This is a genomic window from Paenibacillus septentrionalis (assembly GCF_042659865.1).
GTDB lineage: Bacteria > Bacillota > Bacilli > Paenibacillales > Paenibacillaceae > Pristimantibacillus > Pristimantibacillus septentrionalis.
In genome coordinates this window covers 348,311-371,636 of record NZ_JBHSTE010000003.1, presented here as the reverse complement: position 1 = coordinate 371,636, position 23,326 = coordinate 348,311, and the positions used below count along the sequence as shown (strand labels likewise).

General features: G+C 44.2%; 22 protein-coding genes. 14 read left to right on the top strand and 8 right to left on the bottom strand.

The genetic code is table 11. The annotated features are described in order from the left end of the window. Positions 1 to 215: 215 nt before the first annotated feature. Positions 216 to 1,748, top strand: a complete 1,533-nt coding sequence (locus ACFP56_RS09975) for a carboxylesterase/lipase family protein (protein ID WP_379233911.1) — start codon at positions 216 to 218, stop codon at positions 1,746 to 1,748. A gap of 1 nt (position 1,749) precedes the next feature. Here ACFP56_RS09975 and ACFP56_RS09970 read toward each other — a convergent pair whose 3' ends face one another. Beyond that, positions 1,750 to 2,511 (bottom strand): helix-turn-helix domain-containing protein, encoded by a 762-nt coding sequence (locus ACFP56_RS09970; RefSeq protein WP_379233909.1) that lies wholly within the window; start codon positions 2,509 to 2,511, stop codon positions 1,750 to 1,752. Positions 2,512 to 2,676: 165 nt separating this feature from the next. On the opposite strand from ACFP56_RS09970, the gene ACFP56_RS09965 reads away from it, so the two are divergent. Further along, positions 2,677 to 3,606 (top strand): alpha/beta hydrolase fold domain-containing protein, encoded by a 930-nt coding sequence (locus ACFP56_RS09965; RefSeq protein WP_379233907.1) that lies wholly within the window; start codon positions 2,677 to 2,679, stop codon positions 3,604 to 3,606. A gap of 116 nt (positions 3,607 to 3,722) precedes the next feature. On the opposite strand, the gene hflX is transcribed toward ACFP56_RS09965, so the two are convergent. Next, entirely contained in the window at positions 3,723 to 5,012 is a 1,290-nt protein-coding gene (gene hflX, locus ACFP56_RS09960; protein WP_379234659.1) for a GTPase HflX, read from the bottom strand. A 163-nt stretch (positions 5,013 to 5,175) separates the two neighbouring features. On the opposite strand from hflX, the gene modA reads away from it, so the two are divergent. The 4 genes from modA to ACFP56_RS09940 all read left to right on the top strand — a co-directional run bounded on the left by modA (position 5,176) and on the right by ACFP56_RS09940 (position 9,328). Further along, on the top strand, positions 5,176 to 5,964 hold the full coding sequence (gene modA, locus ACFP56_RS09955; protein ID WP_379233905.1) for a molybdate ABC transporter substrate-binding protein: 789 nt from the start codon (positions 5,176 to 5,178) through the stop codon (positions 5,962 to 5,964). Next, the gene (gene modB, locus ACFP56_RS09950; RefSeq protein ID WP_379233903.1) at positions 5,961 to 6,620 is read left to right on the top strand and encodes a molybdate ABC transporter permease subunit; all 660 of its coding nucleotides are present in this window, start codon (positions 5,961 to 5,963) and stop codon (positions 6,618 to 6,620) included. The genes modA and modB overlap by 4 nt, the downstream gene beginning before the upstream one ends. A gap of 497 nt (positions 6,621 to 7,117) precedes the next feature. Then, positions 7,118 to 7,897 (top strand): Cof-type HAD-IIB family hydrolase, encoded by a 780-nt coding sequence (locus ACFP56_RS09945; protein ID WP_379233901.1) that lies wholly within the window; start codon positions 7,118 to 7,120, stop codon positions 7,895 to 7,897. Between the two features lie 615 nt (positions 7,898 to 8,512). Continuing rightward, the gene (locus ACFP56_RS09940) at positions 8,513 to 9,328 is read left to right on the top strand and encodes a protein-glutamine gamma-glutamyltransferase (RefSeq protein ID WP_379233899.1); all 816 of its coding nucleotides are present in this window, start codon (positions 8,513 to 8,515) and stop codon (positions 9,326 to 9,328) included. A gap of 83 nt (positions 9,329 to 9,411) precedes the next feature. Here the strand turns inward: ACFP56_RS09940 and ACFP56_RS09935 are convergent, their stop codons facing one another. Further along, the gene (locus ACFP56_RS09935; protein ID WP_379233897.1) at positions 9,412 to 9,867 is read right to left on the bottom strand and encodes a DUF4395 domain-containing protein; all 456 of its coding nucleotides are present in this window, start codon (positions 9,865 to 9,867) and stop codon (positions 9,412 to 9,414) included. 52 nt (positions 9,868 to 9,919) lie between these two features. Continuing rightward, on the bottom strand, positions 9,920 to 10,588 hold the full coding sequence (locus ACFP56_RS09930) for a peptidylprolyl isomerase (RefSeq protein ID WP_379233895.1): 669 nt from the start codon (positions 10,586 to 10,588) through the stop codon (positions 9,920 to 9,922). Between the two features lie 143 nt (positions 10,589 to 10,731). On the opposite strand from ACFP56_RS09930, the gene ACFP56_RS09925 reads away from it, so the two are divergent. Continuing rightward, entirely contained in the window at positions 10,732 to 11,508 is a 777-nt protein-coding gene (locus ACFP56_RS09925) for a YheC/YheD family protein (protein WP_379233892.1), read from the top strand. 57 nt (positions 11,509 to 11,565) lie between these two features. Here ACFP56_RS09925 and ytxJ read toward each other — a convergent pair whose 3' ends face one another. Next, the gene (ytxJ, locus tag ACFP56_RS09920; RefSeq protein ID WP_379233890.1) at positions 11,566 to 11,904 is read right to left on the bottom strand and encodes a bacillithiol system redox-active protein YtxJ; all 339 of its coding nucleotides are present in this window, start codon (positions 11,902 to 11,904) and stop codon (positions 11,566 to 11,568) included. A gap of 182 nt (positions 11,905 to 12,086) precedes the next feature. On the opposite strand from ytxJ, the gene ACFP56_RS09915 reads away from it, so the two are divergent. Continuing rightward, the gene (locus ACFP56_RS09915) at positions 12,087 to 12,659 is read left to right on the top strand and encodes a TetR/AcrR family transcriptional regulator (RefSeq protein WP_379233888.1); all 573 of its coding nucleotides are present in this window, start codon (positions 12,087 to 12,089) and stop codon (positions 12,657 to 12,659) included. 74 nt (positions 12,660 to 12,733) lie between these two features. Continuing rightward, complete coding sequence (locus ACFP56_RS09910; protein WP_379233886.1) at positions 12,734 to 14,755, top strand: YhgE/Pip family protein; 2,022 nt, start codon at positions 12,734 to 12,736, stop codon at positions 14,753 to 14,755. A gap of 117 nt (positions 14,756 to 14,872) precedes the next feature. Here the strand turns inward: ACFP56_RS09910 and ACFP56_RS09905 are convergent, their stop codons facing one another. From ACFP56_RS09905 to ACFP56_RS09895, 3 genes are all read right to left on the bottom strand, one after another. Beyond that, positions 14,873 to 15,229: a hypothetical protein gene (locus ACFP56_RS09905; protein WP_379233884.1), complete on the bottom strand. Its 357-nt coding sequence runs from the start codon at positions 15,227 to 15,229 to the stop codon at positions 14,873 to 14,875. 28 nt (positions 15,230 to 15,257) lie between these two features. Next, the gene (locus ACFP56_RS09900; RefSeq protein ID WP_379233882.1) at positions 15,258 to 16,304 is read right to left on the bottom strand and encodes a hypothetical protein; all 1,047 of its coding nucleotides are present in this window, start codon (positions 16,302 to 16,304) and stop codon (positions 15,258 to 15,260) included. Positions 16,305 to 16,959: 655 nt separating this feature from the next. Continuing rightward, positions 16,960 to 17,328, bottom strand: coding sequence for a hypothetical protein (locus ACFP56_RS09895; RefSeq protein WP_379233880.1), 369 nt, complete (start codon positions 17,326 to 17,328; stop codon positions 16,960 to 16,962). A 342-nt stretch (positions 17,329 to 17,670) separates the two neighbouring features. On the opposite strand from ACFP56_RS09895, the gene ACFP56_RS09890 reads away from it, so the two are divergent. The 5 genes from ACFP56_RS09890 (at position 17,671) to ACFP56_RS09870 (ending at position 23,288) form a co-directional block, all read left to right on the top strand. Further along, complete coding sequence (locus tag ACFP56_RS09890; RefSeq protein ID WP_379233878.1) at positions 17,671 to 18,813, top strand: ABC transporter ATP-binding protein; 1,143 nt, start codon at positions 17,671 to 17,673, stop codon at positions 18,811 to 18,813. Beyond that, positions 18,803 to 19,618: an ABC transporter permease gene (locus ACFP56_RS09885; RefSeq protein ID WP_379233875.1), complete on the top strand. Its 816-nt coding sequence runs from the start codon at positions 18,803 to 18,805 to the stop codon at positions 19,616 to 19,618. Before ACFP56_RS09890 ends, ACFP56_RS09885 begins: the two co-directional genes overlap by 11 nt. Positions 19,619 to 19,634: 16 nt before the next feature. After that, positions 19,635 to 20,402, top strand: coding sequence for an ABC transporter permease (locus ACFP56_RS09880; RefSeq protein ID WP_379234657.1), 768 nt, complete (start codon positions 19,635 to 19,637; stop codon positions 20,400 to 20,402). A gap of 2 nt (positions 20,403 to 20,404) precedes the next feature. After that, positions 20,405 to 21,478 (top strand): ABC transporter substrate-binding protein, encoded by a 1,074-nt coding sequence (locus tag ACFP56_RS09875; protein ID WP_379233873.1) that lies wholly within the window; start codon positions 20,405 to 20,407, stop codon positions 21,476 to 21,478. A 550-nt stretch (positions 21,479 to 22,028) separates the two neighbouring features. Next, positions 22,029 to 23,288, top strand: coding sequence for a Glu/Leu/Phe/Val family dehydrogenase (locus ACFP56_RS09870; RefSeq protein WP_379233871.1), 1,260 nt, complete (start codon positions 22,029 to 22,031; stop codon positions 23,286 to 23,288). The last annotated feature ends 38 nt before the right edge of the window (positions 23,289 to 23,326 follow it).

Genomic DNA, 23,326 nt, shown 5'->3' with positions numbered 1-23,326 from the left:
ATAGGTATCTCAATACCTGAGCACTGATCCGATATTGGTCAGTGCTCTTTATTATTAGTGGATTGTGAGAATACATCAATTAGTTATGTGGATTCATCATTGTTTTGCAGGTTAGAGTCCATTACTCTTTACTGTAAGAGATTATGAAAGCGCTTGCTAGCTACCATAGAAGATTCAAGTAAACCATATGCAGGTATAGAAGGGAGATTGTATACATGCTAAGAGAAGTGAAGGTTGAGAATGGATTTGTACGAGGTCTTCCAGCTGCCGATCCTCGCATTACAAGCTTTAAAGGGATCCCTTTTGCTGCGCCGCCTGTCGGGGAAAATCGTTGGCGAGCACCACAGCCTGCCAGTGACTGGGAGGGCGTGTTAAAGGCGTACGAGTTTGCTCCGATTTCGCTACAGGTCAGACAGGAGCTGGACGACAACAACATTTATACACGTGAATGGGCAGTAGAGCCCGATATCGCCATGAGCGAGGATTGTCTATACTTGAATGTATGGACACCTGCTAAGCATTCAGATGAGAAGCTGCCTGTCTATGTTTGGTATTTTGGCGGAGGGCTTCAAGTTGGTCACCCATCGGAAATGGAGTTTGACGGGGAACGTATTGCTAGACGAGGCATTGTCGTTGTAACGATTAATTATCGATTAAATGTATTCGGATTTTTATGCCATCCGGACATTACAGCAGAAGCTCCAGAAGCTCCAGCAAACTTTGGCAATCTAGACCAGCAGTTCGCAACGAGATGGGTGCAGCGCAATATCGCCGCATTCGGCGGTGATCCTGACAATATTACAATCGGGGGGCAATCTGCAGGTGGCGCTAGTGTCATGAGTCAGCTGACCTCCCCCCAGAACGAAGGGTTATGCAAACGAGCTATCGTTCAAAGCGGCGTATTTAGACATGCTTACCCGGGAACTTTTATGCCAATGGTAAGAATGCAGTTGTCTGAAGCAGAAAGGAAGGGCGAAGCGTTTTTTGACTATTTAGGTGTATCCTCGCTGAAGGAAGCGCGTGAGCTGGATGCTGTCTATCTGCGCGACAAGGCTGTAGCTTATAATAGCTTCTGGGGAACCGTGGTAGATCAGAAGTTCAGTGTAGGTGATCCGTTTGAATTGTTTATGCAAAACAAGCGTTTAATGGTTCCTGTTATGCTGGGACATACATCAACAGAGTTTATTAACACACCTAACGTGAACAGTATGGAGGAATTGAAGCAAATGGCCCAAGATGTGTTTGGGAGCCGCGCACCACTCTTCCTTGAGCTATGTGAAGCGGGAACTAATTCATTAGAGTTGTCCAAGAAGAAGGCTGCGATTAGCAGTATTGAATACGCGATACGAATTATGGCTAAGGCCAACGAGGATACTGGAGCGAATACGCCTTTATACTACTACAATTTTGATGCGGACATACCAGGATGGGATAATCCCGGAACATTCCATAGCGTTGATCTTTGGTTTTTCTTTGAAACGCTAGCCAAATGCTGGCGCCCATTCACAGGCAAGCATTATGATTTAGCACGCCACATGTGCAACTATTGGGCTAACTTCATCAGGAGTGGCGATCCGAACGGGCCAGACAGCACTGGTGAGCAGATGCCGACTTGGGAGCCTTATACGTCGGAAGCGCCATATAGCATGCTGTTTGCTGATCAAGCCGAATGTTTAAGGCAGCTGCCAAGCAGTGTCATGAAGCTTGCTGTTGACCAATATGTTTTGAATAAAGCATCCTCAGAATAAATTAGTTTTCGAGCTTTTGGTATTGTCGCGGTGTTTTTTGCGTTACTTTTTTGAATTGTCGACAGAAATGCTCGACGTTTTGATAGCCGCATTGATCGGCGATTTCAGCAATACTTTGCGAGCTATGGCTTAAATATTCCTTTGCTAATTTTATTCGGCTGTTGATTACTTCCTCCATGCAGGAGACGCCAAACGTTTTTTTATACAGGTTTTGCAGATAGCCAGGACTAATCATGACTTGCTTTGCCATTTTTTCCACTGTCCATTGTTCGCCGGGATTGCTTTGTATCGCGTTGCGAAGACGCAGCAGCTTGTAATGCTTGGATGTAATGTTATCATGAAAATGCGATTCCAGCAGCTTGTTAAACAGGATGCGAAGCAAGCTGCTGGTAGAGGAGGCTTTATATAGCTGCTCATCATTGTGTTCAATCACGAGTAATTTGAAAAGCTTATCTATGTAGTCTGGATCGTTTAAGGAGAAGGGAACACCTAGAGCAAGCGATGATTCTGTAATATAAGGCTCATTAGTTTCAAAACGAATCCAATCATTAACGAATTGATCCGTGCAAGCCGAGTAATATACCTTTTGATGAGGACGATAGAGTACAGCACTATGAGCTGGATATTCCTTCAGCTTGCCATTAACCCAAAATCGTGCAGGTGTTTTCGTTATGACGAGAAGCCAATGATAGCCAATAGGAACATCAATAATGAAGCTGCTGTCATGCCTTCTATCACTTTCGACATAGTGGATATGTGTCATCACTTAGCCCTCCAAATTCTAATAGCTACATTGTACCATAGCAGTAACCTATTTCTGTAACAGATCGTACGAGAATGATAGCGTCACATTGAAATGAAAGTAGTAGATGGCAGGCTAATGTAATAGAATAATTGAGGTGTAATTAATAAGGAAAGAGTGTGTAGTATGGATAAACATGCAAGTGCAATCGCTGCTAACGAAATGCCTGAAGGAACACAGGTTATCTATGCGGAGTACGCTGAAAACGGTTCCTGTACCTATATACCAAATGTCTTGTATGCAACGTATGAAGGACTCCATCGAAACATGCAGCTCATCGTTCCGCATTGCTCAGACAGAACATTTCCTTTAATCATCTTTATTCAAGGATCTGCCTGGAGAAAGCAGGACGTATATGCAGCTATTCCGAATTTGTGTCAACTGGCTGCAAAGGGCTATGTCATTGCAAGTGTGGAAATTAGAGAATCAGATATTGCACCATTTCCAGCTGCGCTTGAGGATGTGAAATGTGCGATTAGATTTATGCGGAAACATGCACAGACCTACCATGTAGATCCGAACCGGGTAGCGGTGTGGGGTGATTCTTCAGGTGGTCACCTATCGTTAATGACAGGTTTGACGATAGGCGAGTACAATAACGGCCAGTATGGTGATTATACGGATGAGGTGAATGCGGTCGTTGATTTTTATGGAGTTTCTGACTTGCTTTCACTCGGCAAATATAACCATATTTTAGATCATGATGCTGCTGATTCACCGGAAGGGTTATTTATTGGGGGCAGGAAAGTACAGGAATATCCTGAGCTTGCGAAACAAGCGAGTCCTTATTATCAGCCATTGAACAAAAGCCTCCCGCCCATTTTAATTGTACATGGTGATCGTGATAGTATCGTACATATTAATCAAAGTATCGAGATGTATAAAAAGCTGAAGGAGCATGGTCATCAAGTATTGTTTTATAAGGTAGTAGGCGGTGAGCATGGTCCAGGCGTATGGAATCCAGAGGTTTTGCAGGTTACGGAAAAGTTCTTAGCGGCTCATTTATATCGACCGATACTAGAAAAGCCACCATTTCAGCATGATGCACGACAATAAGTGGTTCACGAAAACAATAAAAATAACAAAAACAAAACTAGTTGGCAATCAACCGGTTTTGTTTTTGTTGTTTTTGTGATGATAATGGTAAGACAGCTCGCTGTAGCAAGCACATATTAGCTAAGTACAGTGAGATCAATAAAATGCTCCTTGTAACGCTCGAAGTCGACCTGGCTGCATTCCATCTCCAGGCGCGTGCCGCCTTCCTCGTATTCAGTGCCAAAAATTTGCGCATGCTCATTAAAGTAAGAGACAACATTTCCTTGCTCATAAGGAATAAGGACGCGGCATTTTACGTAATCGCTGAATAGCTCCTTGCGAATACAGTTGATCAATTCCTCTAAGCCTGCCCCTTCACGAACAGACATATACACTTGATTGCCGTTTACTACAGGGTAGGGATGATCGGTCAAGTCACATTTGTTGAAAACGTACAGCATGTCAATGCCTGTTGTACCGATATCCTCAAGCGTTTGATTCGTCACTTCAATCAACTTGTCGTAGTCCTCGCTTGAATAGTCGACGACATGTACAAGCAAATCTGCTTCTGTAACTTCCTCTAGTGTTGATCGGAACGCTTTAATCAGGTGGTGAGGCAGCTGGCTAACAAATCCGACTGTATCGGTTAACAGGAAGCTTTTTTTGTCTGGGAGCTCAATATTGCGCACGGATGTTTCAAGCGTGGCAAACAGCATGTTCTTGACGAATACTTCCTTCGTTGTTTCGGGATCGGTATAGCGCAGCATCGCATTCATAAGACTTGATTTACCTGTATTCGTATAGCCGACAAGGCAGACAACAGGGACCTCATTCTTTTTACGCTTCATGCGCTGCGTTTGTCTTGTTGCAACGAGGCGATTCAGCTCATGCTGCAGCATCGTAATCCGTTCTTCAATGCGACGACGATCCAGCTCCAGCTTCGTTTCACCAGCACCTCTGTTGCGCAGCCCAGCACCACCGCCACCGCCTTGGCGGCTAAGGGATGCGCGCAAGCCGACAAGTCTTGGCAGCATGTATTGCAATCTGGCAATCTCTACTTGAAGCTGTGCTTCGCGTGTTTGTGCCCGTTCAGCGAAAATATCTAATATAAGGATGGTGCGATCAATCACTTTACGCTCAAGATCAGCCTCTAGGTTGCGAATTTGTGAAGGGGACAGCTCATCGTTAAAGATGATTGTCTCAACTTCATGTGCATCAGCAATGGCACGAAGCTCATCGATCTTCCCAGTGCCTATGTAATGGGACGGGTTAATACGTTGTGCCTTTTGCGTGAGTCGACCAACCACTGTTATATGGCATGCTTCCGCCAAAGCAGCAAGCTCATCCATGCTGTAATCAAAATCAGCCTGGGGGCGATCATTAAGATGCAGGCCGACAATCATGGCATTTTCCGTTGCTTGTTCAATCATATAAAATACCTCCATCCAAGTTGCCAACAGTGTAGCATATGAAAAAATTGCAAGCAACATTTATTATGCCCGTAAAACAGGCGACTACCAATATCAAATGTTTCATGCTATTGTGAAATATGGTTAACGCATTTGTGCAGCATGGGAAAGGAGAACAGTAATGAAAGGCATTCGTACATTTATTATTATTGTCAGTATGGTTTTGCTCTTATGCATGGGATGCACGAGCAACGATGTGGATCAGACAAAAGAGACGAATTCTCCAGTGACGCTGCTGCTCTCTGCGGCGATCAGTGTTAACGATGTGATGGCTGAGACGATACGTACCTTCGAAAAGGAACATCCCGATATAAGGGTTGAAGTAAATGCGGCTTCTTCAGGTACGCTGCAAAAGCAGATTGAACAGGGAGCGCCAGCCGATTTATTTATATCAGCGGGGTCAAAACAAATGGAACAGCTAGTCGAGCAAGGCTTGGTTGAGCAGTCTGTACCGCTATTCGGAAATCAATTAGTTGCAATTAGCCAAGGCGAGCTTATCCCTTCGCCCAGCTCATTAGAAGAATTACTGATCGCAATTCATGCGAGGCATATTGCAATCGGCGAGCCAGACACTGTGCCAGCAGGCCAATATTCTAAGCAGGCGCTTGAAAAGGCAGGGCTCTGGACAAGCTGGCAGGACCGATATGTATACGGAAAGGATGTGCGGCAGGTGCTTGCATATGTCGAACAAGGCAATGCAGAACTTGGATTTGTGTACCGAACGGATGCAATGAGCTCCGATAAGGTGCAAATTGTTTATGAAATCGATGTATATGATCCGATTGTATATCCTGTTGCGATCGTATCGTCTACAAAGGAACGGGAAGCAGCGCAGCAATTTTACAGCTACTTATTGGAGGAAAGTCAGAAACACATTTATGAGCAATATGGCTTTCAGGTAATGCCATGAGTAATTATTGGGACGCTTTTCTGGAGCCGATTGGTGTTTCATTGAAAATTACATTGCTATCCAGCGGCATCGTTTTCATATTGGCAATGGCAATTGCCCGCTGGATGAGCAGAGCTAGATTTCGCGGCAAGCTGCTGCTTGATGTGTTGTTTATGCTGCCGCTTGTCTTGCCTCCAACGGTAGTTGGCTTTATCTTGCTCCTACTGTTCGGCAAGCAAGGAGCGCTTGGCAAACTGCTCGATGCAACGTTTGGAGTCTCAATCGTATTTACGTGGTGGGGTGGCGTCATAAGTGCCGTAGTTGTTGCTTTCCCGCTAGTTTACCAAACGATAAAAGCGGGCTTCGATGGGATTGAGCGTGAGCTTGAGGATGTGGCAAGGTCGCAAGGAGCTAATGAGTGGCAGGTGCTGCGCTACATATCATTGCCGCTTATATCAAGAATGCTGATGATCGCGTATATGCTCGGCTTTGCTCGGGCGCTAGGGGAGTTTGGCGCGACCTTAATGCTTGCTGGCAATATTCCTGGACGCACACAAACGATGGCTACAGCGATTTATATCGCTGCAGATAGTGGAAGAACAACGCTTGCTCTTGCTTGGGTAGCGGTTATGATAGGGTTTTCGTTTATGCTAATGATTGTTGTGCGGAAGAGGTAGGTTAAATAGCTGGGCTTTGATGACGGCGTGATGCATTGTGGCTTAGTCGACGGCGAATATGTCACGCTACCGAAAGCTCCGTTGCTCACGTACCAATTGTCGTACGCTGCGCTACTCGCTTTCTAGTATCGTGCCATCTTCTTGGACCTGAAAGCTCAGCTATTTAACCCTCATTGGAAGAGGTAGGTTAAATAGCTGGGCTTTGATGACGGCGTGATGCGTTGTGGCTTAGTCGACGGCGAATATGTCACGCTACCGAAGGGTGCTTACGAAGTATGTTTTCTGCGAAAACATTTTAGCTCACGTACCAACTGTCGTACGCTGCGCTACTCGCTTTCTAGTATCGTGCTTAACCCTCATTGGAAGAGGTAGGTTAAATAGCTGGACGTTGCAAATGTTGGCATTGCCTGTTACCGCTGTTGTTCGCTATACTTTGTAGATAGGTGTTAAGCTGTTGTATTCATAATAGATAGAGATAAAAACATGGGAGAGATACGATGACATACAAAATTGCATTTTTTGATATTGATGGTACGCTTGTTAATGAAGAAAAGATCATTCCGCAGGATACGATTGATGCGATTGCGGAATTGAAGGAGAAAGGTGTAGAACCCGTTATTGCGACAGGTCGCGCACCATATTTTTTAGATTCGCTGCTTGAGCAGGTCGGCATCGAATCATTTGTTTGCTTGAACGGAGCGTTTGCTGTATATAAGGGGCAGCCAATTTATCGCAACCCAATAGAGCCAGCGACAATAGAGGCATTTGTTAAAGCTGCGCGTGAGCAGGGCCATGCCCTTTGCTTTGAAGGAGAGACCCGCTATACCACCGATCAAATCGATAATGAGCGTGTTCTTCGCTCAGTAGGCTCACTCAAGGTTCCGTTCCCTGAGCATGAGCATGATTTCTGGACGAAGGAATCGATATATCAAATGTTCCTTCATGCGGTTGCAGATGAAGAGTCTACCTATGAGTCTTTTCATGATCGCTTGACCTTTATTCGCTGGCATGAGGATGCGCTTGATATTTTGCCGATCGGCGGCTCTAAGGCAAAGGGCATTGAAGCAATGCTCGCCAAGCTTGGGATCGACAAGTCAGAAGCGATTGCATTTGGTGATGGGTTGAACGATAAAGAAATGCTTGAGTATGTTGGGTTCGGCATTGCTATGGGCAATGCGCATCCGGATGTAATTCCATATGCAGATTACGTTACGACGCATGTTGATGAGCGGGGGATACGGAACGGTTTAATCGCAGCAGGCATCTTGGAGAAGTAAGAAGTTGTTAAAAAGCTGGACTTTGACGGCGAAGATGTCACGCTACCGAAAGCTCCGTTGCTCACGTACCAACTGGCGTACGCTGCGCTACTCGCTTTCTAGTATCGTGCCATCTTCTTGGTCCTGAAAGCCCAGCTTTTTAACCCTCATTGGAGTGGTAGGTTAAAAAGCTGGACTTTGATGACGATGTAATGCTTTGGAGCATAGTCGGCGGCGAATCTTTCACGCTAGCGAAAACTGCGGTACTCACGTACCAACTACGTACGTTGCGTTCCTTATTTTCTACTAGCGAGCAAGCTTCTTGGTCCTGAAAGCCCAGCTTTTTAACCCTCATTGGAAGGCGGTAGGTTAAGAAGCTGGACTTTGACGGCGAATCTTGCACGCTAGCGAAGGGTGCTTACGAAGTATGTTTTCTGCGAAAACATTTTAACTCACGTACCAACTCCGTACGCTGCGTTCCTTATTTTCTACTAGCGAGCAAGCTTCTTGGTCCTGAAAGCCCAGCTTTTTAACCCTCATTGGAATGGGGAGGTTAAAAAGCGCGAATTTATTCACCAATCCGCGGATATGGGCGTACAATAACCTAATGATGCATAGGCATAGGAGGTTATTGACGTGATCGTGCTAAAAACAGGCTCACTTAATGAGCTGAATATTGACAGCTTGCCCGACGTGGAGCAGAAAATTGTGCGCTGGAAAATCGCTAGTCGACATCGCTACGAATATTCCTCATTAGCGGCCTTGAAGTTCGAGCTAGCAATGAGAAGACATACCGTAGAAGCGTCGTATGCGATGTTTCAAAGCGGCGCTCAATTCGCTGTGTTTAGTCGTTCGAGATGCAATCCTAATTTCTGGATTCGCACACGCAATGGAGGATTTCTGCTGCGTAGAGATGTAAGACCATCGGATGCGATTCGGGATATCTTCATAAATGGACATATGTACGCATTCGAATGTTCAGGAGCAATTATTATTTTGTACTATCGCGCTGTGCTGGAGACAATTGGTGATGCAACGTTCAATTATTATTTCCGAGATTTGTTCTTAAGGGATTGGCAAAAGGATTACGACCTTCATTTAGTTGCCAGCTATGATCTAAGTGATGTCTATCCTGGAGATGTATGCTACTTTAGAAATCCGGATCACCATCCTCGTCATCCAGAATGGCAGGGTGAAAACGCGGTTATGTTGGATCAGGATTTGTATTTTGGACATGGCGTAGGTGTACAGACCGCATACGGCATTATTCAAAATCTGAATCGTGCAAGACGCCCATTTGCTAGGCGCTCCGCATACATGGAAAATCTGATTGTGCGTCCTGATTTTGAGATGCTGCGCAATCTTATTATTTATGAGCAGCGACTCGCTATTTCTAATGGCGAGCTTGTGCTTGATGAGGTGGAAGAAGAGCAGCTTGCGATGCTTGGCTAATAATTCGTAAATGCTAATAAGTCACTGATAGAAAAGGGCAGTTGATCTACGCTGGAAGCGTAGCATCAACTGCCCTTATTGTGTTATTTGGTATGACTGCGCAGTGCCTTGTATTTTTTATATTGAAAGTAGAGGGTGCAGCCAATGCAGTAACCCAGCAAGGCAGCCAGTGCAGCGACTCCCATTAAACCTGCCAGAATATAAGCTGCTAATGTCCATTGCATGGATAAGCAGGCCATGGAAAGCGTCAGGAAGGTGATGCCTAGACTGAGATTGAATTTGACCAACTCAGCAGCCTCTGTTTCCTTTTTGCGATATAAGGCTTTGGCTAGCGGCTCAAGCAATGTGACGAATACGTTAGCTCCAGGTCCAAATAGAATAGTTAACACTTGAATGAGCCATACAATCGCGATAATCCATGGCTGCTGGATTGCAATCGCAATAGCGATCGACAATACAATGCCCAGCTGATTGCTTCTGACCTTGGTTATAGGAATTTCCTTGTTGGCTTGCGGATTGTTAGGGTCCTTTAAAATCATTTGCCTCTCCTCCTTTCAAAAGATATAAGTATTGACGTAAGTCGCTGAATGATTACTGCTTCACAAGCTCCTGAAGCTCGCTGTCACGAAGATCAACCGTTACCTTTGTCATGACAAGCGGATCAAGCGGTTTATCTTCACGGTCACGCTCTTGCGCAACAATTACATCAACAACTTCCATGCCTTCGGTTACCTCACCGAAGGCTGCATAATTGCCATCCAGATGCGGTGAATCTGCATGCATAATGAAAAATTGAGATCCGGCGCTGTCCATACTTGTTGAACGTGCCATGGAAATGACGCCGCGACTATGGACCATAGGATTGTCGAATTGATTTGCGGTAAACTCTCCTTTAATGAAGTAGCCGGGATTGCCCTTACCAGTGCCAGTTGGGTCGCCTCCTTGGATCATAAAGCCAGGAATGACGCGGTGAAAGATAACGCCGTCATAATAGCCCTCTTGAACTAGGGATACGAAGTTGCTGACCGTGTTTGGTGCAATTTCAGGATAAAGCTCTACCTTGATTATACCACCATTGCTCATTTCGATGGTAACCTCAGGGTGCTTGCTTGAATCAAGCAGTTCAAGTGAGTCATTGGAATATACGATTTCCTCTTGTGGCTGTCCGGCTTGATTCTTTTGCTCATTATTGCCTTCACCACAGCCGCTAATGATAAGCAAGATGCTTATAAGAAGAGCAAGATGTGTAAAATGACGCATGAATCATACTCCTTTTCTATGTTGGTTTTACCTTATATTTTAGCATAATTTGTTGCAGTTACCTAATCAGTTAGATGTCCATGTCGAACCTTGTTCGCGAAACATATGCTGTAGAAGGATGACTCTAGAAAGGAGTAATCGACATGAAGCAGCCAAAGGCATCAATTTCAGCGAAAAAGAAGGTGAGACGCTCCGATAAGCTGCTCAAGACTTCAATTCTGAAGGGTAACGAATACATTCGTTCTCATATCCCACCTACCAGTTACATGACAAAAGCTTCACTACTACGAATGATTACTCGTTATGGCATGGTATATATTAAGCCTAAAAATGGTTCGCTTGGACGAGGTGTCATTCGAATTACGAAAAATGGGACGCGCTATACGAGCCATGCAGGAACGAATGTAATGAGTTATTCCAGCTTTAATTCCTTGTACGCATCAATCGTAAGGCGAACTAAGGGAGAGCGTTACATCGTTCAGAAAGGTATTCATTCACTGCGTTACCGTGGAAGAGTCTACGATTTTCGTGTAGTTGTTCAGCAAAGCCCACGAGGAAGCTTTGAGATTACAGGAATAGCAGCACGTATTTCACAAGGTGGAAGAGTGGTTAGTAATGGAGGTGGTGGAGGAGCGGTAGGAACCGTCGACAGTTTACTTACCTCTCATCAGCGCAGTATAGCCATGCCGCGTATTCGTCAGCTAAGTCTAGCTGTTATGCATCAAGTGAAAAAATATTGGCCTTCACAAAAAGAAATTGGTTTGGATATTGCGCTTGATTACAACTTGAAGCCTTGGATTTTAGAATTTAATACAAGACCTGATCACCGTATGTTTGTTTTGGTAGGAGATCGAGCAGCCTTGGCACGTATCGTCCACTATGGAGCGAGATATGGTCGAAAATATCGCCTTTATCGTTAGACAAAAAAGCAGAGCTTCGAAGGAATCTACTCGAAGTCTCTGCTTTTGTCTGTAATCCTAATCCAAAACCGCTGTAATATGAGCTTTTGTGACGGACCAGTGGGATGCGCTCCACACTTTTTCTTTATTTTGCAACAGCATAATTTGAGGAGATTCATGCTTGATGCCTGTATCCTCCGCAATTTGCAAGGAGATAGGGCGAGATTCGATGACTTTGACTAGTAAATATTCAGCATCACTACGCGGCTTGTCAGATAAGTAGTTGGAAAATTCCTCATAGGCATTTGCGCTAACTGGACAAGTTGTGCTGTGCTTGAATATTACGATCGGATGATCCTTTGAGCGTTCAAAGGCTTGCTCCCATTGCTCTGCAGTTGTAATTTCAGTAACGTTCATATGTTAATCTCCTTTAATAAGATATGTAATGGTGTATATTTTATTATAGCTGTTTATAGGATGAATCGCCAAGTTTCAATAATACCTCTTGCCAAATGAGAAGCAATCATCTAAAATGTGATTATTGACCGGAATTTGAATTTGGTCATTCAGTCAGAAAGTCAATGATAGGAGGCGAGGGGATGAATGTTGATCGACGTGCGCTAATTGTCGATGCAGCCAATAAGTCGTTTGCGCTTTTTGGATATAAAGGAACGACGATGGAACAGGTTGCGAAAATAGCCAACGTAGGGAAAGGGACAATTTATACGTTTTTTTCAAATAAGGAAGAGCTTTTTCAGGAAGTGTTAAACCGGATGCTGCGTGAGATGAAGCTTGCATCCGAGCGAGTCATGGATGAAAAATCAAGCTTTTTCGATCGAATGACGGAAGCGTTGAATGCGTTGCTTGAATTTCGTAAGGATCATGAATTGGCGTTGAAGCTGACACAAGAGGTTCGTGAGATTGGAACCCCAATGGCGATAGAGGCAATTAGCCAGATGGAACAGCTTATCATTGATCATATTGCTGATAAAGTAAGTACCGCTATTGAACGCAATGAAATAAAACCGTGCAACCCGCAGCTAACGGCTTTCGTTATTATGAAGCTGTACATGGCTCTTGCTGTGGAGTGGAGTAAGCAGCATGCTATGGAAAAAAGTGAAATTGCTACACAATTAAGATTTTATTTAGAAAGAGGGTTGGCGCTTTCTTAATGGAGGTGCCGTTCTTTTTCAACTAAAATGACCAAATGAGGAAAATGGTCAGTTAGACAGGAGAGGTTTTGCAGATGTCAAAAGGAAATCAAATCACTTCAGAATTAAGCAGTATTGTTCGTAATCCAAAGGTAGTTGTACCTGTTATTGCGATTATGCTTGTACCATTGCTTTATTCCGTATTGTTTTTGGGTGCATTTTGGGACCCGTATGCTAGATTGGATAAGGTACCAGTGGCAATTGTCAATGAGGATAAGGGAGCTCAATTTGAAGGAGAGACGTTATCCATTGGTGATGAGTTTGTAGATAAGCTCAAGGAATCTGATGATTTTAGCTGGATCTTTGTATCGAAGCAAGAAGCGTTGAAAGGGATGGAGGAAAATCGCTACTATATGATGCTTGAAATTCCAGAGCAGTTTTCCGAGCATGCCGTTTCGCTAACATCAGATGCACCACAGCAAGCACAATTAATTTATACGCCTAACGAGGCTTACAATTTCTTGGCTGCACAGATCGGAGATACTGCTGTTAAGGAGCTTGCATCTTTACTCAATCAGCAAATAACCGAAACCTACGTTTCTGCGATTTACGACAAGATTGGTAATGCAGTAGAAGGACTCGAAACTGCGAGTGAAGGTGCCGTACAGATTGCTAACGGCGCTGCCGACGCTCGAACAGGCGCGGATCAGCTCGTCGAGGGACAGCAGGCTCTCGGTGACGGACTAGGAAAGCTTCAAGCAGGAGCTAATACTTTGAATACGGCAGGCAAGCAGCTATCTGCAGGACTGGCCGAATTAAAAGGCGGCAGCAACTCATTGAATAATGGTTTGCAGCAAATTAACGAAGCAAGTGAAAAGGTGAATAGCGGTGCGAAGCAATTAAACAGTCAATACGCTACTCTTGATGCAGGATTGTTGCAATCAAATGAGGGTACGACCGCTTTAAAGCAGGGGGCAATGCAGCTTCAGGCAGGTCTGCAGCAGCTTGCTCAGCAAAATGAGCAGCTGGCAGCGAGCGAATCGTTTAAGCAGCTTTTAGCGGGAAGTAATGCGCTCGTTCAAGGACTGCTGGATAAGGAGCATGGCGAGGCAGAGCTACTTGCTGGATCACAGGCAGTCGCTGGCGGACTTGACGGTTTAGCTACAGGCACAGAGCAGCTTGCTTCGGCAGTTAAGGAGGCAGGTCAAGGTGCTGCTAAACTGACAAATGGAGCAGAATCCGCTGCAGCAGGAGCCGAACAATTATCTCAAGGCTTGTCTCAGCTTCCAGACTCGTTTTCTCAGTTGATAGAAGGTAATCATAAACTAGAAAATGGGGCGAAAGAGTTGGCTGGCGGTCTGATGCAGCTGGAAGACGGCTCATCAGAATTAGCGGAAGGTCTAGGTGGAGCAGACGGAAAGGCGTTGAATCTTACGCTTACAGAGGATATGAAGCATCAGTTTTCCAAGCCTGTTGAGGTGGAGAAGGATGCATACACCGTTGTTCCCAACTACGGTACAGGGTTTGCTCCATACTTTATATCCCTTGGGCTATATGTCGGCTGTATGTTGTTAACCATTGTATATTCCATGCGAGAGCCTGCGCTTAAGCCGAAAAGCGGCGCAAGCTGGTATGCAGGGAAAACCTTTACCGTGTTGCTGGTTTCTGTGCTGCAGGCCTTAATCCTTGGAGGAGCTGCACTTGTGCTGCTTGATCTAGAAGTAGCCAACATGTTCGCTTATTTCGGATTTATCGTCATAACAAGCGTTACGTTTATGATGCTGATACAGCTGTTAGTCGTTACACTTGCCGATGCAGGTCGGTTTGTTGCGATTGTACTGCTCATCCTGCAGCTTACAAGCTCAGCTGGAACATTCCCATTAGAGCTTGTGCCTAACTGGCTGCAGGCGGTTAATCCATTCCTGCCAATGACTTATTCTGTCCTTGGATTTAAACAGGCAATTTCGAGCAACAATATGAGCATGTACTGGGAAAATGTATGGATGTTGCTAGCCTTTGCACTTGTATGCTCAGTCATAACCTTCCTATATATGACGATTAGCTACAGACGCAACCAGCGTGGAGAACGCGGACAAGAAGGTACGATGATAGCATAGTAATTTACCTGTTGATTGTTAAATCATAAGGGAGCTCACAGTCATTTGGATATGACGAGGGCTCCCTATTTTAGTGACGAGGGCGTTTGAATGGTGTGGGGTTAACTTATACTTGAGCTAATTTCTAAGCTGGTGACCTACTACGGCTTGACTCGCCACATCGACATACACACCGATAGGACCTAAAATCTCATCCTTGCTCGTATAGAACTGTACCTTATAAATAAGGGAATCGGGATTCAAGTCATCGGTTTGAATGAAGCTAGGAATGCTTGAAGCAGAGACAGGAGTCACCGTCTCCAGCTTCCAAGGCAAGATTTCCTTTCGTTGTTCGGAAGAAAGACTTTTAGCAGCAATTCTTTTTGCAAGTGCATAATCATGTAACAAATCATTCTCCTTAGCAGCCTCAGTTGAACATCCAACCAGCAAAACGAACAAGAGCAAACAAGCGGCAAATAAATACGATACTTTCAAGACTCTAGCCTCCTTTATCGTACTGTCATTAAAATATAGCGGTGGATTCAGGATATTCTTCGTTGTAGCTTTCATACCAAGCAATTCGATGCATATCCAACCAGCCGAGGAAATATCCTTTGCCCAGTAATTTCTCATCTTCTTTATCCGGGACGAAGTATATTCCTTCTTCTTGGCTAACCCGTACAACATGCTCACCACTTGGAGATGGATAGACCCTTGAGTCAAATTCCCAACCTGAACGAATCGACTCTGTAATAACTGGTTTTTCATCCTTTAAGGTGATGACTCTTTTACCAAATTCATAACCTTCATCTGCAGCAATTTCAGTAGGTATGTGCAACGTAAACTCATCCATCCACTTGAGGTCAATTTTTGGTATCACTCCGTCGCTTTTCCCTGTATATGCGACTTGTTCAATTGCCATAAGTTCCTTGCCCTCTGTATCTAATATAATCAAATCAGATTTGGCTCCAGCTATATGATTATCAGCACTAATTAAAACTGCGATTCGGCTTTCATGGGGGGATACCGCAAAACCGTAAATTGGCTGATTATTAGGCCCTACCCAAATGGCTGTTTTGTTACCCTCATTGTCATAGCGATATAAAGTTTTCAACGATTCAATTACATAATTTGTATTTTCAAAAAATGTGTCCGGAAAATAATAGTTATACCTGTTGTTCACATCATTCTTACTAGTTTCAAGCTGGATCGGTTGGACATCTCCTGTAAACGGATCTAACAATTGAGGTCCTCGAACATCTGTCATAAATATCTTATTCGATTTATTTACGGCATCCTCTGCTATATAGATCTGATTTGCTAACGTGACCTCGATTGTTGTCTGTTCTTCTGTCCGAACATCGACTACTCTAATAATCGGCTGTAACTCTTCAACCTTTTTCAAATCATTATCGTGATTGTTCAGGTCATCTAGCTCAACATATAGTCCATGTGAATTATCTTGAATACTCTTATCCGAATCATCAGCTGATGGTTTGCTCTGGCATCCAAGTACTAATAGTAATAAAGCTATGATAAAACAGTGGATATAGACGCGTCTTCTAGGCATTATCATCACTCCCTAGGTTTACTCATTCTTATACTGACCGAAACAAAAAATAGCATTCTAATTATTAATAAATGTTTAGGTTGAAGCTCAATATAAACAACGATATATATGTTAACTTTGTTTCATTTTACCAGCAGAATGTTGAGCGAAGAGCAAGGAAGTCGCAGGGCTGAACTACCCCTAAGTGCCCCTGAATCGGCCCTCATACATCTACAAAGGTCAGCCGCAAATCCACTCCAGCAGCGACAGCCGAGCTCTAAACGCGACCTCCATTCCGAAGGAATGTTGAGCGAAAGAGCAAGGAAGTCGCAGTGCTGAGTTACCCCCAAGTGCCCCTGAATCCGCCCTCATACATCTACAAAGGTCAGCCCCAAATCCACTCCAGCAGCGACATCCGAGCTCTAAACGCGACCTCCATTCCGAAGGAATGTTGAGCGAAGAGCAAGGAAGTCGCAGCGCTGAGTTGTCCCAAGTGCCGCTGAATAAGCCCTCACACATCTACAAAGGTGATCCCCAAAAACCGCTCCAGCGGAGTCATTCTCTGGTTAAAAGCGACCCTCATTCCGCAGGAATGTTCGAGCGTTAAGCAGAGAAAGACGGAGCGCTGAGTATACCCCCAAGTGCCCCTGAATCGGCCCTCACACATCTACAAAGGTCAGCCGCAAATCCACTCCAGCAGCGACAGCCGAGCTCTAAACGCGACCTCCATTCCGAAGGAATGTTGAGCGAAGAGCAAGGATGTCACAGCGCTGAGAAACCCCCAAGTGCCCCTGAATCCGCCCTCAACATCTACAAAGCTGATCCCCCAAATCCACTCCAGCAGCGACAACCGAGCTCTAAACGCGACCTCCATTCCGAAGGAATGTCGAGCGAAGAGCAAGGAAGTCGCATACCCCCAAGTGCCCCTGAATCGGCCCTCAACATCTACAAAGCTGATCCCCGAAAACCGCTCCAGCTGCGACAACCGAGCTCTAAACGCGACCTCCATTCCGAAGGAATGTTGAGCGAAGAGCAAGGATGTCACAGCGCTGAGATACCCCCAAGTGCCCCTGAATCCGCCCTCAACATCTACAAAGCTGATCCCCGAAAACCGCTCCAGCGGAGTCATTCTCTGGTTAAAAGTGACCTCCATTCCGCAGGAATGTTCGAGCGTTAAGCAGAGAAAGACGTAGCGCTGAATGTTCGAGCGTTAAGCAGAGAAAGACGTAGCGCTGAATGTTCGAGCGTTAACCAGAGAATGGCGGAGCGCCGAATGGAAACAACCGACATTTGCAATAATGTTATAGAAGAGGATGTCGAATTTAAACACAATTTCAGAGTAATCATGTATAATCACCTTAATTGCACTGGTAAAGGAGTTATGGAAATGGATCAAACGATTATTCGTTTTGAGGGTGTATCGAAGCAATATAGCGATCAGGACCCTGCTGTACTGAAAAATGTCAGCTTTGAAATAGAGCGTGGAAAGTTTTATACGCTTTTAGGTCCTTCTGGCTGTGGCAAAACGACAATACTGCGTCTAATTGCAGGCTTTACTGCACCCTCAGAAGGGAATATTTATTTTAATGGCAAGCTAATTAACCAAACACCAGCTAATGAACGGCAGGTAAATACAGTATTTCAGGATTACGCGCTATTCCCGCATCTGAATGTATTTGAAAATGTTGCCTTTGGCTTACGCATAAAAAAGATGAAAGCCTCTGAAATAAAAGATAAAGTAGCCGAGGCATTAAAATTCGTTAACCTTAGTGGCTATGAAAATCGCGAAATCACCGAAATGTCAGGCGGACAACGTCAGCGTGTTGCCATTGCGCGAGCAATTGTAAATGAGCCTGAAATTTTGCTGCTTGATGAACCGCTGTCTGCGCTTGACCTGAAGCTTCGTACCGAAATGCAGTATGAGCTGCGAGAGCTGCAGCGCCGGTTAGGCATCACCTTTATATTCGTTACCCATGATCAGGAAGAAGCACTTGCGATGAGTGATGAGATTTTCGTAATAAATGAAGGAGTAATTCAGCAGTCAGGTTCTCCAATCGACATCTATGATGAGCCGATCAACCGTTTTGTCGCAGACTTTATCGGAGAATCGAATATCGTAAAAGGCCAAATGATCAAAGACTTTGAGGTTGAAATTTCAGGGAAACGCTTTGAATGTGTAGACCAGGGCTTGAATCCGAATGAAATTGTCGATATCGTCATTCGCCCAGAGGACATTGAGATTGTCGGAACCGAAACGAGCCAGCTGCTCGCACGAGTAGATTCTCAGCTGTTCCGTGGTGTTCACTATGAGATATGCTGCTACGATGACAACAACAATGAATGGCTGGTACATAGTACGCGCAAGGCAACGGTAGGCGAGCGCATCGGATTGTATTTTGAGCCTGAGGCGATACATGTTATGCGGCTTGGGGAGACGGAGGAAGAATTCGATAAGCGTCTGGAATCGTATGAAGAAACCTCAACAGAGACGAAAGGAAATGCTGGCGAGGAGATGAACCATGGAAGCTAGAACTCGCACGATCTATCTAATACCGTATATGGTGTGGCTTGTGTTGTTCGTAGTGGCTCCAATCCTGTTGATCGTTTACTATTCCTTCTTTAATGTTGAGGGAGAGTTTACGTTTGCCAACTACGAGAAATTTTTCACACCAGTTTATATGAAAATGACATTAAGCTCTTTCTGGTATGCACTGCTCATTACCTTTTTCTCGTTGGCAGTAGCTTATCCGACAGCTTATTTGCTTACAAAAACAAAGCATAAATCGCTTTGGCTGCTGCTTATCATATTGCCGAGCTGGATTAATTTATTGCTAAAAGCGTATGCATTTATTGGAATCTTCGGTACCTATGGCGTCGTTAATGCGATATTTGAAACAATCGGAATTGGCAATCAGCAAATTTTATTTACGGACTTCAGCTTTGTGTTTGTGTCCGTCTATATCTTTATTCCGTTTATGATTTTGCCGATTTACAATGCACTTGAGAAAATGAACCCTTCTCTCATTTATGCGGCACGTGATTTGGGGGCATCGCCATGGGGAACGTTCCGCAAGGTGATATTCCCGCTAACGCTTGATGGTGTGAAAGCAGGCTGTATCGCCGTATTTATTCCAGCGCTGTCGCTATTCATGCTGACTCGTCTGATCGCCGGAAACCGTGTCATTACACTTGGTACAGCGATTGAGCAGCATTTCCTCGTGACGGAGGATTGGGGAATGGGTGCGACGATCGCTGTATTCCTTATTATCATTATGGCTCTTGTTATGGGATTGATGGGCCTAAGAAAGAGAGGGCTAGTCATTGTCAAACGCTAAATTCAAGCTCTCTAACCTGTATTTGATTGCTGTTTTTGTTGTGCTTTATGCCCCAATTGTTTACTTGATGGTGTACTCCTTTAACAGCGGAGGTACAATGCAGGGGTTTGACGGCTTTACACTGGAGCATTATAGCGAAGTGCTGCAGGATACGAGATTAATGATTATTGTGCTTAATACTTTTATTATTGCATTGCTGTCCGCTGCTATTGCAACGATCATTGGTGTATTTGGCGCGATCGCTATTCATTTTATTCGATCCAAATCAAAGGCAACTCTGCTTACGCTTAACACTGTGCTAATCGTCAGTCCTGACGTTATTATTGGTGCATCGTTTTTGATTTTGTTTACGATAGTCGGTATTCAGCTCGGCTTTACGTCAGTGCTGCTTTCCCATATCGCATTCAGTATTCCAATTGTCGTGATCATGGTACTGCCGAAGCTGCAGGAAATGAACAATTCTTTAATTGATGCAGCACGAGATTTGGGTGCTAGTCCTTGGCAAGTTATCTCTCGTGTCGTACTGCCTTATATTAAACCAGGGATCTATGCAGGATTTTTTATGGCGCTGACGTATTCCCTGGATGATTTTGCTGTAACCTTTTTCGTAACAGGAAATGGCTATTCAACGCTCGCTGTTGAGATCTACTCACGTGCTCGCCAAGGCGTATCGCTTTCGATCAATGCACTATCTACATTGATCTTCTTGTTCACGATTGTTCTGGTTATCGGCTATTACTACATTGAGCGTCGCAATCAGCGTCCGTTGAGCGGAGGTGTATAAGGATGAAGCAGCTTACTAAAATGTTTGTGCTTATATTTGCAACGAGCTTTGCTTTAATCTATCTTGCAAGCTACTTGAACAAAAGCGAGGGCTATGCGGGAGACAATACGCTTACCATCTACAACTGGGGAGATTATATCGACCCTGAGCTGATTACCCGCTTTGAGGAAGAAAGCGGCTTGAAGGTGATCTATCAAACGTTTGATTCGAATGAAGCGATGATGACGAAAATCAAGCAGGGCGGAACAACCTTTGATATTAGCATTCCTTCAGAATATGCAATTGAAAAGATGAAGGATGAAGACTTGCTGCTCCCAATCGATCATAGCCTAATCCCAAATTTGCAATATATTGATCAGCGCTTTTTGGATCTTTCCTTCGATGAAGGCAATGAATATTCGATTCCTTATTTTTGGGGAACGGTTGGAATCGTTTTTCATCCCGACTTAGTTGGCGATCTCACGTTTGAGAGCTGGGATGATCTATGGGATGAGCAGCTAAAAAACAGCATCTTCCTGCTCGATGGGGCTAGAGAAGTGATTGGCATGGGCTTAAACTCATTAGGCTACTCCTTGAATGATACGAATGAAGCGCATTTGCAGGAGGCGATTGAGAAGCTGTCCGAGCTTACTCCTAATGTAAAAGCGATTGTTGGGGATGAGATTAAAATGCTAATGGCCGGTGAGGAAGCAGCAGCGGCTTTAGTATGGTCTGGTGATGCAGCGGAGATTATGTGGGAAAACGAAGCGCTGGACTATATCGTACCAGAGGAGGGCTCGAACCTTTGGTTCGATAATATGGTTATCCCTAAAACTTCGCGTAACATTGACGGTGCTCATCAATTCATTAACTTTATGCTTGATCCGGAAATCGCGGCACAAAATACAGAGTATGTGGGTTACTCTACGCCAAATGCAGCAGCACTCGAGCTGCTGGATGAAGAAATTTCTAGCGATGAGCGATTCTATCCGGATGAGGAGCTTACTGAAAGGCTTGAAGTGTACGAGAATTTAGGTCCTAGAATGCTCTCGCATTACAACGATCTGTTTTTAGAATTTAAGATGCATCGCAAGTAATAAGATTCACGTAAATTAGTGCAAAGAATACCAAAAACACTTATCTGTTCACTCGCATAGAGTAGCAGATAAGTGTTTTTTATTACACTAAAAAATAAATTTATGAGCGATTTGCACTTTTTGTATACAGGAAATCAGGGCTATAAATTTGTGAATAAATTGTGAACTTTTTAATCTGGACATGAGATAAAACAAGGTAGTTTGTATGCATGTTGGGGATTGATTTGTGTTGGAGCTGGAACTTTTTTGTGAATGCATCACTAATAAACGAATAAAACATACAAATACCTAACATATTATTTGTAATGGTTCACAATTTCTCTATGGTAATACGTCGTAATTTCAAAATATTCCCTGTATGTAAGTGAAGCTTATCGACTTTGTTTATAATATGTTACATATTAACGTTATGAAAATTTACAATGTAATATTTGAAAAAAAGTTTGCACTAAATGCACACAAAATTCTTCCCAAAATACAAATTAGAGAGTATGCTGTACATAACGACACAATCAGGTGATCGAATTCTAAAACGAGGGGCAGATCTAAAATGACAGTATCAGTTATTCAAGAAACTCTAAATCCTTATGAGATTGCACAACAGCAGGTTGATGCAGCGGCAGCACTATTGAACCTGCCAGAGCATATTACGAATGTCTTGAAGCGCCCAATGCGTGTGCTTACTGTAAACTTTCCAGTGAAAATGGACGATGGTTCTGTACGTGTATTTGAAGGCTACCGTTCTCAACACAACGATGCGATCGGTCCTACTAAAGGCGGAATTCGTTTCCATCCAGATGTGACATTGGACGAAGTTAAAGCACTTTCTATGTGGATGAGCTTCAAGTGCGGCGTAGTTGGCTTGCCATATGGCGGCGGTAAAGGCGGCGTTATCTGTAACCCGCGCGAACACAGCAAAGGTGAGCTAGAGCGTATTAGCCGTGGTTTCATGGAAGCTATCGCATCATTTGTTGGTCCACAAAAAGATATCCCGGCTCCAGACGTATATACTAATGCTCAAACAATGGCATGGATGATGGACACATACAGCAAAATTGCTGGCGTAAATTCTCCTGGCGTAATTACTGGTAAGCCAATTATTCTTGGCGGTTCTCAAGGCCGTAATGAAGCGACTGCTCAAGGCTGTGTATACACAATTCTTGCAGCACTTGAAGATATGGGCAAATCACCTGCAGAAACAACTGTTGCAGTTCAAGGTTTTGGTAACGCAGGTCGCATTGCAGCTCATCTTCTTGAAGAAGCTGGCTGTAAAGTAGTAGCGGTATCCGACTCTAAAGGCGGTATCTATGATCCTAACGGTTTGGATCTTGCTAAAGTAGGGGAACTTAAAGATAACGCATCTATTCTTGACTACGGTCAACAATATCACATCTCCAACGAGCAACTGCTTGAGCTTGATGTGAACGTACTTGTTCCAGCTGCGCTAGAAAACGTAATTACAGCTGTAAATGCTAACAACATCAAGGCATCGATCATTGCAGAAGCTGCGAATGGTCCTACAACGCCAGAAGCAGATCGTATTTTGACTGAAAAAGGCATTATCGTAATTCCAGACGTACTTGCTAACGCTGGTGGCGTTACGGTTTCTTACTTCGAGTGGGTACAAAACCTAATGAACTACTACTGGAGTGAGCAAGAAGTACTTGAAAAGTTGGAAGTAAATATGATTAACTCTTATAAGGCAGTTCGTGATCTTGCGAAAGAATACAATGTAAACCTTCGCAAGGCCGCTTATATGATTGCCATTAAACGCATCTCTGCTGCAATGGAAGCAAGAGGCTGGGTTTAATACGGAAGAGGAAAGTTAACTTTTAATTTAAAAGCAGA